Annotated in this window: 11 protein-coding genes; 7 read left to right on the top strand and 4 right to left on the bottom strand. The window is 58.8% G+C overall.

All coding sequences use genetic code 11. The annotated features are described in order from the left end of the window. Positions 1 to 84: 84 nt before the first annotated feature. Positions 85 to 684: a hypothetical protein gene (locus OXR04_RS09990; RefSeq protein ID WP_033736438.1), complete on the bottom strand. Its 600-nt coding sequence runs from the start codon at positions 682 to 684 to the stop codon at positions 85 to 87. Positions 685 to 1,083: 399 nt separating this feature from the next. Here OXR04_RS09990 and OXR04_RS09985 point away from each other — a divergent pair, with 399 nt between their 5' ends. Next, entirely contained in the window at positions 1,084 to 2,325 is a 1,242-nt protein-coding gene (locus tag OXR04_RS09985; RefSeq protein ID WP_140922756.1) for an MFS transporter, read from the top strand. A gap of 299 nt (positions 2,326 to 2,624) precedes the next feature. On the opposite strand, the gene OXR04_RS09980 is transcribed toward OXR04_RS09985, so the two are convergent. Next, positions 2,625 to 3,782 carry a Gfo/Idh/MocA family oxidoreductase gene (locus OXR04_RS09980; RefSeq protein ID WP_140028734.1) on the bottom strand — a complete coding sequence of 386 codons (1,158 nt, stop codon included), beginning with the start codon at positions 3,780 to 3,782 and terminating at the stop codon, positions 2,625 to 2,627. Between the two features lie 271 nt (positions 3,783 to 4,053). Here OXR04_RS09980 and OXR04_RS09975 point away from each other — a divergent pair, with 271 nt between their 5' ends. Both OXR04_RS09975 and OXR04_RS09970 read left to right on the top strand, forming a co-directional pair. Further along, positions 4,054 to 4,947, top strand: a complete 894-nt coding sequence (locus tag OXR04_RS09975; protein WP_267369707.1) for a BadF/BadG/BcrA/BcrD ATPase family protein — start codon at positions 4,054 to 4,056, stop codon at positions 4,945 to 4,947. 30 nt (positions 4,948 to 4,977) lie between these two features. Beyond that, the gene (locus tag OXR04_RS09970; protein ID WP_009092538.1) at positions 4,978 to 6,093 is read left to right on the top strand and encodes an ROK family transcriptional regulator; all 1,116 of its coding nucleotides are present in this window, start codon (positions 4,978 to 4,980) and stop codon (positions 6,091 to 6,093) included. Positions 6,094 to 6,149: 56 nt separating this feature from the next. Here OXR04_RS09970 and OXR04_RS09965 read toward each other — a convergent pair whose 3' ends face one another. Both OXR04_RS09965 and OXR04_RS09960 read right to left on the bottom strand, forming a co-directional pair. Continuing rightward, positions 6,150 to 7,241, bottom strand: coding sequence for an ABC transporter ATP-binding protein (locus OXR04_RS09965; protein WP_267369708.1), 1,092 nt, complete (start codon positions 7,239 to 7,241; stop codon positions 6,150 to 6,152). Positions 7,242 to 7,253: 12 nt separating this feature from the next. Beyond that, positions 7,254 to 7,853 carry a GNAT family N-acetyltransferase gene (locus OXR04_RS09960; protein WP_111208280.1) on the bottom strand — a complete coding sequence of 200 codons (600 nt, stop codon included), beginning with the start codon at positions 7,851 to 7,853 and terminating at the stop codon, positions 7,254 to 7,256. A gap of 550 nt (positions 7,854 to 8,403) precedes the next feature. Here OXR04_RS09960 and OXR04_RS09955 point away from each other — a divergent pair. The 4 genes from OXR04_RS09955 to OXR04_RS09940 all read left to right on the top strand — a co-directional run bounded on the left by OXR04_RS09955 (position 8,404) and on the right by OXR04_RS09940 (position 12,915). After that, positions 8,404 to 9,735 carry an extracellular solute-binding protein gene (locus tag OXR04_RS09955; protein WP_267369709.1) on the top strand — a complete coding sequence of 444 codons (1,332 nt, stop codon included), beginning with the start codon at positions 8,404 to 8,406 and terminating at the stop codon, positions 9,733 to 9,735. Positions 9,736 to 9,792: 57 nt separating this feature from the next. After that, positions 9,793 to 10,665: a sugar ABC transporter permease gene (locus OXR04_RS09950; protein ID WP_009092534.1), complete on the top strand. Its 873-nt coding sequence runs from the start codon at positions 9,793 to 9,795 to the stop codon at positions 10,663 to 10,665. Then, positions 10,665 to 11,480 carry a carbohydrate ABC transporter permease gene (locus OXR04_RS09945; protein WP_058957022.1) on the top strand — a complete coding sequence of 272 codons (816 nt, stop codon included), beginning with the start codon at positions 10,665 to 10,667 and terminating at the stop codon, positions 11,478 to 11,480. Before OXR04_RS09950 ends, OXR04_RS09945 begins: the two co-directional genes overlap by 1 nt. Positions 11,481 to 11,583: 103 nt before the next feature. Beyond that, positions 11,584 to 12,915: a glycoside hydrolase family 28 protein gene (locus OXR04_RS09940; protein WP_267369710.1), complete on the top strand. Its 1,332-nt coding sequence runs from the start codon at positions 11,584 to 11,586 to the stop codon at positions 12,913 to 12,915. Positions 12,916 to 12,933 lie beyond the last annotated feature (18 nt).

The raw sequence follows: 12,933 nt of genomic DNA, 5'->3' as shown, positions 1-12,933 counted from the left end.
AAGTAATGCGACATTTTATGGGGGATTAATGGACGTTAAGCGCACCGCCGTGTGCCCTTAACGCCGGAGGGCAGGATTTGTGGTTCAGCAGCTAATCAGGTCGCCGTCCGAGCGTTGCTGTTGCCAGCCGCTAATATTTATCTCAGCAAACTGTTCAGCGCTTAAAGGCGGCGTATGACTTCGCACGATCACCTCGGCCCCTTTCTCACGGAATGTCGCCATGAAAAAAGGAAAGGTAAACTTTTCATAATTGTCATTAAAGAACGCTTCGGTTAAAACAATCCCGGAAAAAGGAAAGGATTCCAGCAGTCGCCAGTCTGCACCGGGCGGAGCAAAATCATAAAGCCAGAAATCAAATTTCTCTGTTAATTCAAGCAGTGAGGCGTGGTGTGCGGCTAAACTGGTATAATTAATACCAATTCTGATTCGCCCATCCTGTAAATGAGAATAAGCATCCGGAACCGCAATCATTCCCTGCAGCCGAAAGTCTTCTACCGGAACAATCATTAATGCTGCTTCAGTAGCGATTTGGTTGTGTAATGAAATAATGTTGTTTGTATTAAGTATATTGCGGCTGTCCTGATTTTGCTGAAGATATGGCACGCTATAGCAAATGCCCGTGACATTACGCGTAACGTGATGGATAGGTTCAGTAACATAAGGGTTATATAAACTGTTTTTCATTATCTCTTTGGCGTGCAATAAAAAAGGATTTATTGATAATCAATCATATAAACGGTCGCATTTTCCAAACGCGTGAATAAATATAGATCATCTGCTTAATCCAAATCATCCTTTTATTGTCGCGGAGCGTAAATAAACGCTTCGGCACAGAAGCAATAATTCCTTTGGCGTCTGATGATGACGTGGAATATATTCAATAGTCGGGACCAATAGGCTGGTAATAATCAGGAGAGATTTTTCAGGCCCTGCATGGACAGGAAGGCGATTTATCGCCGGGAGCAGCAGAGGGGAAACCATCGCGATTATACTTCATCCGCTCTGTTATCTGACGTTCCTCATCGACCGCACAAATAACACCGCGCAACGACGCGGGACGGCTCATCAAATTTGGGATAAGACATGGGATTTATGGCATCGGCAGCGGAAGAGCCGCTGTGGCGACATCGGGCATTCGTCGCCTTCTGGCTGGCACGAACCTGTTCATCATTTGGTTTTCAGATGTTTTCGGTGGCCATCAGCTGGCAGATCTATGCGCTGACCGACAGCGCGATGGCGTTAGGGATGATCGGCTTAATGCAGTTTCTGCCGTCGGTGTTGCTGGCGCTGCCTGCAGGGCATCTGGCGGATCAGTATGACCGGCGGCGTATCGTGCTGTTCGGTCAGCTGGTGGAATTTGCTGCGCTGCTGGCATTAGTGGTGCTTACCTTATTCTCTACCGCCGATCGGGTTACGCTCTGGGGTCTGGTATTTATGATTGCGGTGGCGAAAGCGCTGGAGTGGCCTTCGATGTCCTCAATGCTGCCGTCGCTGGTGCCGCCCGCGATTCTGGCGCGGGCGATGGCGATGAACTCGGTGGGCGGCGAGGCGGCGGTTATCGTCGGACCGACGCTGGGCGGGCTGCTTTATGTCGCGGGACCGCATGTGGTGTATGGCGTGTCTGCACTGTTCTATCTGATTTCGCTGACGCTGGTGAGTCTGCTGCGCTATGAGCGCCCGTTGCAGCCGCGCCTGCCGATGAACATGAAGAATCTGTTTGCCGGGATTCACTTTATCCGCGCACGCAAAGATGTGCTGGGCGTGATTTCGCTCGATCTCTTTGCCGTCCTGCTGGGTGGCGCGACCGCGCTGCTGCCCATTTTTGCCAAAGATATTCTGCATACCGGGCCGTGGGGATTGGGGATGCTGCGGGGCGCGCCCTCTGTGGGGGCGCTGCTGGTCGGCATCTGGCTGAGCCGGCATAAGCTGGATAAGCATGTCGGGATGATTATGTTTGGTTCGGTGGCGGGCTTTGGTGTTGCCACGCTGGTGTTCGCGCTCTCGACGCAGCTGTGGCTGTCGCTGCTTGCGCTGTGTGCGCTGGGCGGTTTCGATATGGTCAGTATGGTGATTCGCGGTGCGCTGGTGCAGCTGGATACGCCGGATGCGATGCGCGGGCGGGTGAATGCAGTGAACGCCATTTTCATCAATACGTCGAATCAGCTGGGTGAGTTTGAGTCGGGGATGCTGGCAGCATGGATGGGCGCAGCCCCGGCGGCGGCGATTGGTGGGATCGGTACGCTGGTGGTGGTGGCGCTGTGGATGAAGTTGTTTCCGCATCTGCGGCGGCGGCAGAAGCTGGAGAATGAGGGTGATGCGGTCTGACCCAGGGCAGCTGTATGCGCTTGTGATGTCAGGAAGGTTATCGCTGATAAATTGAGCGCAGGCTTCAGGGAGCATATGTCCTCCGCAAAAACGCAAAAACGCAAAAACGCCCTCCCTGGCAGGCTGCTGAGAGAGAAGAGATATTGTTACGGCTATTGAGTCAGCGCTAAGGCAGTTTTACTGAGCGAACGTAACACCTGAGAAGTAACTGGCCCGGAGGCCAGTTCAGCAGAGTACCAGTCAGAGTGCCAGTAACAAGCCGGGGACGGCGGGGGAGGCCGCCCCTGAGGCTGGGGCCGTCAGGCCCCGGATTTTCCCAGGTTGGCGTCAAATGTCAGCCAGCTTTCACGCATGTCCACTACGCTGCGGGTTTTGCGTGCCTCATCGATTTTGATGGCGGTGAGGCCCGCTTCCAGCGCGTCCACCACTGAGACTTTCAGCGGTGTTCCCTGTTTAATATGTTTGACGATCTCTTCAGCCATCAGCGCATCCGCGCCGTAATGGCCATCATAAGCGTTGCCGCTGTAGGCGGTATCGACCTCTTTCTCACCGCTGCGGGCGTTGTGCACCCGGAAGTAGTTACGCACAAAGTCGCCTTCCGCCATGCCGTCAGTGCCCATGACGCAGAAACGGCGGAACTCATCCGGCACGTTCAGGTTGGCGTGGAAGGCGAGGGTGGCTCCCCCCTCATACTCAATCAGCGCGGTCTGGTAGTCGACAATGTCGGCATCGCTGTCGAAGACCGCATCTGTGCTGGACCAGCCGCTGGGTTTGACGTGATAGAGCTCCGACTCAGGGGTGATCGCCCCCTGCGGGGCGTGAGCCGGGGTAAAGGATTTCCGGCCACCAAAGCTGGCGACGTGAGTCGGACGCCGCTGCAGCAGGCCCTGATAGAGATCGATGTCGTGGCAGCACTTCTCCAGAATATAGGGACCGGCATACTTCTCCAGACGTCGCCAGTCGCGCTGGAAGAAAGCACCGTGATAAGGCTTGATGTGTTCGGTTGCCTCAATCGAGGTGATTTCGCCCAGCTGGCCCGCATCGCGCGCAGCCAGCAGATCGTGATAAAGCGGTGAATAGCGCAGCACCAGCCCGACCAGAATGCGCGCCTCGCCATACTGACGCACCAGCTTTGCCATCGCCATGGTCTGCTCTTCATTAATTACCACCGGCTTTTCGGTAAAGACGGTATAGCCTGCCGCCAGCGCCTGACCCACATGCTCCAGATGCAGAAAGTTGGGTGAACCCACCAGCACCACATCCATTCCGCCGTGAGCCAGCAGGGCGTCCACAGACGCAAAAGCCTGGCCGGGCGCAATACCAAAGCTGTGCAGATTCGGCAATCCGGCGGGGGCCGGATCGTAATAGCCCACGACGGAAAAGCTGTCGTCAGCCTTGCTGAACTCTTTCATGACGTGGGACAGACGAAAGCCGAGACCGATAATGCCTACTTTCATGGTAAACCCCTGCTCCTGAGATCGGATGATGCAAAGCCTGCCAGCGGTCGGGCGCGGCTGCTGATAATCTGACCATCAACTTATTACGGCAGAAAAAGTAATGTCAACATCGCACTGCACGTTTTGCGGGGTGGGTTTTTGTTATATTTATGTAAATTAAGGAAAAATACTCAGGAAGTTTTTACCATATTTATTTGTTATTGCGATTTAAGTTTTTTTATCCTATCGTTCGCTCATTATGGCTATAACCCTTAATCAGGGAAGGAAGCGCGTGCAACCACACTATCTTCTTGGCATCGATGGCGGCGGAACGCAGTGTCGCGCGCGCTTAACCGATCGGCAGGGCCGCCTGCTGGCAGAAAGCATCGGGGGACCCGCTAACGTCTGGTCAGATTATGATGCGGCCCTGACCTGCGTCGGGCAGCTGACTGAACAGGTATTTATCCAGGCGGGACTTACCGCAGAGGCGCTGGCACAGACCGCGCTGGTGGCGGGGCTGGCGGGCGCTAACGTCGCCTCAGTGCAGGCGCGCCTCGCCAGCTGGCAGCCCGCCTGCGCGGCGTTGCAGGTGGTCAGCGATGTGGAGATCGCCTGCGCGGGCGCGCACGGTGGCGAGCCTGGGGCGGTCTTTATCATCGGCACCGGCAGTCAGGGCGCCGCCTGGGATGGCGAACGCTTTACGCTGCTTGGCGGCTGGGGCTTTGCCCTCTCCGATCAGGGATCGGGGGCGGAGCTGGGCCGTCGCGCGCTGCGTCTGGCGCTGCTGGCGCATGAGTCGATCATTCCGCACGGCTCCCTGACCCGCCAGCTGATGGCGCAGTTCGGCGACAGCCCGGAAACCATGCTGCTCTGGACGCGCACGGCGGTGCCTGCTGACTGGGCCCGCGTGGTGCCAAAGATTTTTGCAGCCGCCGACGCGGGTGACAGCCACGCTCAGGAGCTGCTGCAACAGACCGCCGCCGATATCGGCCTGATGGTGCGACGCCTGATCGCCCTGAGCAGCGGGCCGGTGGCGCTGATGGGCGGCGTGGCCGCACCGATCCAGCGCTGGCTGGATGAAGATATTCAGGCCCGGCTGGTGGTGCCGCAGGGCGATGCCCTGAGCGGGGCGCTGACCCTGGCGCAGCAGCTGACGCCTGCCGATTACCGATCTCAAGCGGGCTGAGCTGCCTCAGCCCGATAACCCGAGGAATCTATGACCGCTCCCAACGTAACCGCGCGCATTCTGCGGTTGATTGTCGAAAATGCGCCAATCAGCCAGTCAGATCTGAAAGTTCGCAGCGGACTGAGCATGTCGACCGTCTCACAGGCAACCAACCGCCTGCTGACGCAGGAGATTGTGCAGGAGTTGGGACTGCGTCGCGTGTCGATGGGACGGCCAAAAACCCTGCTGGGGCTCAACCCCGACCGCGCCAGCGTGATTGGGATTCAGCTCAATGCGGAACGCAACCTGATCGTCATGACCGATCTCAGCGGCAACCTGCTGGGCGAACAGCAGATGCCGAAAGGCACGCTGACGCCGCGCCAGCTTGGCGATGCGCTGGCGAAGTTTCTGCGCGGCGTGGAGGAGAAGCGGGTGGGGGCCATTGGCCTGGCGCTGTCGGGGCTGGTCGATGCTGAAAACGGCTACTGCATCCGCTCCAAGGTGCTGGGCTGGGATAACGTTCCGATTGCGCGCCTGCTTGAAGAGCGCTTCTCGCTGCCGGTCTTTATCGAAAACGACGCCAACGCCATGGCCATGGCCGCGCTGGTGTTTGGTCAGCTCGGCAATGCGCAGTCGGCGGTAATCGCCACCTACGGCAAAGGGATTGGCGCGGGGATCATCCTTAATCGTCAGCTCTATCGCGGTCGTCACGGCAAGGCGGGCGAGATTGGTAACGGGCTGGTGGGTGACGGTTCGCTGCGCCTGCTGGAAGATGTCGCCTCCTCGCGCGCCATTCTGCAGCGGGTGGCGGAGCAGGATGCGGAGGGCGTGACGCTGCAGGCGCTGGATCAGCGGCCCACGCCAGAGGTGCTGGCGGCGCTGGAAGAGGCGGGACGTGAACTGGGCATTTCGCTGGCGAACCTGTCGGTGGCCTACGATCCGGATGTGGTCTATCTGGCGATGGAGCCGCACATGGCGTCACGCATTCTGCTCGATCACATCACCCAGAGTTTTCAGGCCTACCGGCTGAAACTGACGCCACAGATGACGCCGCTGCAGTTTCTGACGGAATCGAACCGGATGTGGGCGCTGGGCGCGGCGGGATTTGCCGTTAACCGCTTGCTCGATCTGCTGGCAGCCCAGGCTGACGAAGAGCCGGTCACCTGAGTTAACACTCGAATAAAAACGGGCGCTAAGCGCCCGTTTTTGTTTCCGCGCTTCTCCTAGCGCAGGCGCAGACCCTGCTCATCAAACAGCAGGCAGTGCGCGGCAGAGATGCCCAGTTCCACCTGCGCACCGAGATCGCGCGGGGTGGCCTCGCGCTCTTCCACCACCAGCATCTGTTCACGTCCGATATCCAGGTAGAGATAGTTGGTGTGACCCAGCATCTCGCCATAGGCCAGCTCGCCGTGAAAACGCAGGGCGTCCGGCGTCTGCGCGGCAGGCTGGAAATGCTCGGGACGGATGCCCAGCGTGACGGTCTGGCCCTCGCGGCAGGCAGTCGCAAGGGGCATGACCAGCCCCTCAATCTTCAGCTCTGGCACCCGCAGCTGCACTTCACCTTCGCCCGTCGCGCTGATCTCGGCGCGCAGAAAGTTCATCTTCGGCGATCCGATAAACCCGGCGACAAACAGATTATCCGGGTCGTGATAGAGCGTCAGCGGCGCGCCGACCTGCTCAATCCGGCCCTGACGCAGCACCACGATGCGGTCAGCCAGAGTCATCGCCTCCAGCTGATCGTGGGTGACATAAATCATGGTGTTACCGAGTGAAGCGTGCAGGCGGGCGATCTCGATCCGCATCTGCAGACGCAGTTCGGCATCCAGGTTGGAGAGCGGCTCATCGAACAGGAAAATACGCGGATGGCGAATGATGGCGCGGCCAATCGCCACGCGCTGCCGCTGTCCACCAGAAAGCGCACGCGGCAGGCGGTCGAGCAGTTCCGTCAGGTGCAGCCGTGCTGCCGTCTGCGCAATAGCCTGGTTGATCTCCGCTTTCGACTTTTTCATGACCTCCAGCGGATAGGCCAGATTGCCGCGCACCGTCATGTTGGGGTAGAGCGCATAGGACTGAAACACCATCGCGATGCCGCGCTCGGTGGCGGGCTGCTGCGTCATATCCTGCCCCTCAATCAGCAGCTGACCGCTGCTGATCTCCTCCAGCCCGGCGATCATCCGTAACAGCGTCGATTTGCCGCAGCCGGAAGGGCCGACAAACACCACAAATTCGCCGCTGTTGATCGTCAGATCGATGCCATGAATGACATTGACGTGCTCATACGACTTCTTCACATTCTGCAAGCGCAGGCTGGTCATCGGCTACCTCACTCAGAGTAACTGGCCCATGTAGATGGCATTACTGCGCAGGATAGGGGTGAACCCCATACGCGTATAGAAGGCGCACACCTGCTCGTTCTGCAGGCTGACGCCAAGATGGACACCGCTGACCCCGGCGGCCCGCAGCGCCGCCAGCTCATGCTCAATCATCCGGCGGCCCCAGCCCCCTTTCTGGGCGGCTGGCAGCAGGTTGATATGCAGATGCGCGGGCCAGCGGGTCACCAGCGTCTCCGCGGCCTGGTCGGGCTGGCGGATGGCGTCGAGCACTTTACTGTCGAGCGGGGCGCTGGCGCTGCGGTCGCGATATTTCTCCTGCAGTTGCGGCCACCATTCGGCGTCGAGCTGATCCTCAAACGCGCGGGTGTCAGGCACGGCCACAACGTAACCCTGCACCTCACCGTCACGCTCCAGCACAAAGGCGAAGTCAGGCGCAAACCGCGCGTAGGGCACGGCAAAACGCTGGCCGGGATAGTCGGGATCGGAGTAGAGCGCGCGGGCATCGCCACCGGCATCCGCTGTTTCCAGGCAGATACGGTAGAGCGCCGGGAAGTCCGCCGGCGTGGCCGGACGAATGACACCTTGATTCGCCATGGTGAATTCTCATGAGTGAGTGAAACGGTCAGGGAGTAAACAGATCCACAGGATAAAGTTACGTTAATGAAAGTGGACTTAGTTTTCAAGATAGAATAATTCCCTTATCGCACTAACACTGACGGTTAAGCAATCTTTCGTGGCGTCATGATGCACAACTGTGATCGCCAGCACGCCCGCAGGGCGGCGGCTGGCGGCAGATTCAGCGCCGGTAAAAAGAGAAAAGTGTGAGCGTGATAGGATTTTCGTATGGTTTATCAGGGTGTTATTTTGTCATTATAGCCTGGCGATCTCCTGCTGTGAAAAGCGCGCGGGGCACGCTGCCGCCGCGGTTAACAGGCGTCAGACCAGCGTGATGTGCTGATATTCACGCCGGATTGCTGTTTATTTGCGCGCGCTCACAGCGTTGCAATTCCCGCGGCAGGTTGTTTGACTTTATTTTTTTATTAAAGTAAGTATGAATCAGTGTGTTTGTGTGCGGCTTCAGCCTGCAGGATGTCAGGCGGTGAGATGCAGGGATGCCGATTCTGGTCTGAAGAAGGTGAGCATAATGTCTGTTTCCTCCGTTCGTTCGTTCCGAATTCGCAATGTGGGTCGGCTGCTGGCAGCGGGCCTGCTGGCAGGCAGCGTCTCGCAGGCCGCCCACGCCGCCGTGACCCTTAATGAGTGGGATATCTACAACTATCCGCAGCAGACCGCCGCGGTGGATGAGGGGATCAAAGAGTTCTCTCAGCAGAATCCCGGCATTGTTATCAACCGCTCGGTGCACTCCTTTGAAGATACCCGCATCCCGCTTAAGCTGGCGCTGACCGCCGGTGACGGCCCGCAGATTGCGCAGGTCAACCAGGGCGGCGGGGATATGGGCTCGCTGGTTAAAGATAAGCTGCTACTGCCGCTCGACAGCTACGCAGCCAGTTATGGCTGGACGACCCGTTTTCCGGACTCGATTCTGAAACGTAACCGCTGGTCAGACAGCGGTGAATTTGGCAGCGGCAAACTCTACGGCATTGCCAGCCTGGGGGAGATGGTCGGGCTCTATTACAACAAAGCGCTGCTGGATAAAGCGGGCATTCCGGTGCCGAAAACGCTGGCAGAGCTGGAAAGCGCCATGGCGAAGCTCAAAGCGCAGGGCACCGCGCCGATGATGCTGGGGCTGCTGGACGGCAACATGGGCCAGCAGCTGCTCAGCACCCTGTGGCAGGCCCAGATCGAGAGCCGTGACCGCAAGACGCTGGATAACCTGATTTACGATGTGGGCGGCACCTTCAGGGACAGCAAGCTGGTCAACGCCGCCACCATGATGAAGAGCTGGACCGATAAAGGCTACTTCTTCCCCGGCTTCCAGGGCATTGGCCATGACGATGCCGCCACCCTGTTCCAGAACGGTCAGGCGGCGTTTCTGGTCAGTGGTACCTGGTACCTCGGCCAGTTCAAAGACAACAAAGATATCCACTTCGCGGCGATGCCTGCCGGTGAAGGTGTGAAGCAGCCGCTGATGGTGGGTGGCACCGATCTGGCGTTCTCCATCACCAGCACCGCCAAAGGCAAAGATCAGCAGGAGGGGGCGGCGAAGTTCATCAACTATATGGTCTCTGATGCCATGGCGAACCGCTGGCTGAAGGTCGGTTTCCTGCCCGCCAGCACCAACAAAGCGGCCACCATACCAGCGGACAATCCGCTGCTGGCCGAGGCGTATCAGGTCTGGCTGACGCTCAATGAGTATGACGGTTTAGGTCATTACGTGGACTGGGCGACCCCGACCATGAATGCCGAGCTGAATCAGAATGTCCAGCTGCTGCTGGCGGGCCGTCAGACCGCCGATCAGATGGTGGTCAACTTTGATAACAACTATCAGCGTTACCTGAAAACCCTGAAACACTAAGCCGGAGGCCCGGCGAAGCGCCGGGCCTGAGCACTGTTCTGAGTCACGAGTAGGGTTATGTTGAATTTAAGCGGCTGGCGTAATTTTCTCTATGTGCTGCCTGCGGTGCTGGTCTATGCGGTATTTCTGCTCTTTCCGCTGCTGGCCTCGCTGGGCATCAGTTTTACCGAATGGGACGGCACCTCACTGCCGGTGTTCAGCGGCATCAGTAACTATATGCGGATGTTCAGCGATCCCGTCTTCTGGATTGCGCTGGGCAATAACGCCATCCTGATGCTGTTCTATACCCTGTTGCCTATCGGCGTTGGCCTGCTGCTGTGCAGTTTTCTCTATGAGACGCGCAACAACAAGGAACGCAGCGTGCTGCGCATTCTCTTTTTCCTGCCCTACATCATGCCGATGGCCGTGCTGGGGGTCGTGTGGCGCTGGCTCTATAACCCGGCGTTTGGCCCGATCGATCAGATACTGCGCGCCGTCGGCCTGCCCCAGCTGGCGCTGTCGTGGCTGGGCGATTTTACCTGGGCGCTGCCCGCGGTCGGTCTGGTCGCCACCTGGTACTTCTTCGGCTTCTGTCTGGTGCTGTTTATGGCGGGCCTGCAGCGTATGGACCCCTCCCTGCTGGAGGCGGCCGACCTGGATGGGTCGTCGCGCCGCCAGAAGTTTATGCGCATCACGCTGCCGGGTCTGCGACCCGAGCTGCGGATTGCCCTGCTGCTGACGGTGATCGCCAGCCTCAAAGCCTTCGACCTGGTCTATGTCATGACCCAGGGCGGGCCGGGCACCTCCACCATGGTCACCAACATCTTTATGTATAAGCAGGGCTTTGATCTGCACTACTTTGGCTATGCCTCGTCAGTGGCGGTGTTCAGCATGATCATCGTTCTGGGGATTAACTACCTGATCCATCTGGCCTTAAGGGAGCGTTACTGATGCGAAGCACGCCGGTCATTTCACGCGCGCTGATCTGGATCGTGGCGCTGATGACGATTCTGCCGTTTCTGATGGCGCTGATGACCTCATTCAAAACCCAGATGGAGCTGTTTCAGGGCGTCTTTACGCTGCCCGCCTCGCTTAATTTTAAAAATTACCTGACCGCGTGGCAGCAGGGACACTTCAACGTCTACTTCCTTAACTCTGTGCTGGTGGTGATCCCGGTGGTGCTGTTCAGCGTGCTGCTGGGCATTCTGGCCGGATTTGGCTTTGCCTGGCTGAAGATCCCCGGCAAAAAGGTGATAGCCGCGATGCTGGCGCTGGGGATGGTGCTGCCGAGTGAGGCTTTTATCATTCCGCTCTATCACGAGCTGCGCTGGATGGGGCTGACCAACACCTACCTGGCGCTGATCCTGCCGCAGATTGCCCTGTCGCTGCCCTTTACCACGCTGATGATCGCCAGCGCCTTTCAGCAGGTGCCGAAAGAGCTGGTGGAGGCGGCGGTGATGGATGGCGCGTCGCGGGTGAAAATCCTGTGGGGCATTCTGGTACCCGCTATCTGGCCAACCCTCTCCACGCTGGGGCTGCTGCTGTTTATCTGGACCTGGAATGAGTTCCTGATCCCGCTGATTCTGGTGAACAAAGATGAGCTGCGGACGCTGCCGATTGGCATGATGTTTTTCCAGAATAAAAATACCATCGACATTCCGGTGCTGATGGCGGGGGCGATGATTGTGATCATGCCGCTGATCCTGGTGTTCCTGATTTTCCAGCGCAAATTTATCAGCGGCGTGACGGAAGGGGCCGTGAAGTAATCTGTGACAGCCCGCACGAAACGGCGAACTGGCGACCAGACAAAGGTTTGCTGCGCCGTTTCGTGCTGCAATTTTTCCTCCTCAAACCTGCGGGAGACGCACCATGCACCTTTCCCTGGCTGATTTTCATCCTGCCGCCGACGGCGAAACCCCGGACACCGCCGTGCTGCAGCGCGCCCTTGACCAGATTGCGGCGGCGGGCGGCGGCCGTCTGACCCTGCCTGCCGGACGCTATCGCAGCGGCTGCCTGAATCTGCCCTCAGACATTGAGCTGCATCTCGACGCGGGTGCGGTGCTGATCGCCAGCCAGCAGCTGGCTGACTATCAGGCGGTGCAGGCGCTGAGCTGCGCGGAGAAATCCCACAACGTGCTGCTCTACGCGCTGGGCCAGCGCAATATCACCCTCAGCGGCACCGGCTGCATTGATGGTGAGGGTGACGCCTGGTTTGCCGCTGAGCGTGATGCACAGGGCTATCGCCTGCCGCACGCTGACCGGCCACGCCTGATTGTGTTTGAAGATTGTGAGCAGGTGACGCTGACCGGCTTTACGCTGGTGCAGGCACCGATGTGGACGGTCCATCTGGTGAGCTGCCGCCATGTGCATATCGATCACCTCACCATCGACAACGCTATGACGATGCCCAACACCGATGCGCTGGATATCGACAGCTGCGAAGCGGTGTTTGTCAGCAACAGCTATTTCAGCGCCGCCGACGATGCCATCTGTATCAAAACCACCCATAAACCCGCCGCGCTGCGGCGGCCGGCGCGGCAGATTATGATCACCAACTGCCTGCTGCGCAGCTACAGCTGCGCCCTGAAGATTGGCACCGAAACCTGGGACGATGTGGAAGATGTCACGGTAACCGGCTGCACTATTTTTGATTCGAACCGGGGGATTGGCATTCTGTCGCGCGACGGCGGCGCCATGCGGCGTCTGCTGTTCAGCAATCTGACGTTTGCCTGTCACCACGCGCCGCCCTGTCACTGGGGCAAAGCCGATCCGCTGCATATTTCGGTACGCCGCCGCGATCCCGCCATCACACCCGGCGTCGTGGAGCAGGTGCAGTTCAGTACCATAACCGGCGTGGCCGAGGGGGCGATTAACCTGCATGCGGCAGAACCGGGCTGGATACGCGATGTGGTTATCAGCCAGCTTCAGATGCAGCAGGCGGTGGCGTCATTGCCCCAGGGGCACTACGACATACGGCCGCCCTGCAACCCGGACGCCCCGACCGGCATGGGCCTGGATAACGCCTACCGGGTTGACCCGGCATCCGGAGAAGCATTTGGGGTTGAGCCCTATCCCGGCGGGCTGCCAGGGCTGTTTGCGCGCGGCGTAGAGAACCTGCACCTGCATAACCTGAACATCGTGCGGCCGGATCCCTTACCCGCAGGGTGGCATCCGGCGATGGTCGTCCGGTTACCGGAATAAGTGGCGCGGTGGTGAGAG

This window comes from Pantoea sp. GM_Pan_3 (assembly GCF_026541045.1).
GTDB classification, from domain to species: domain Bacteria; phylum Pseudomonadota; class Gammaproteobacteria; order Enterobacterales; family Enterobacteriaceae; genus Pantoea; species Pantoea anthophila.
The sequence above is the reverse complement of the archived record's forward strand: the minus strand, read 5'-3'. Positions and strand labels throughout refer to the sequence as shown.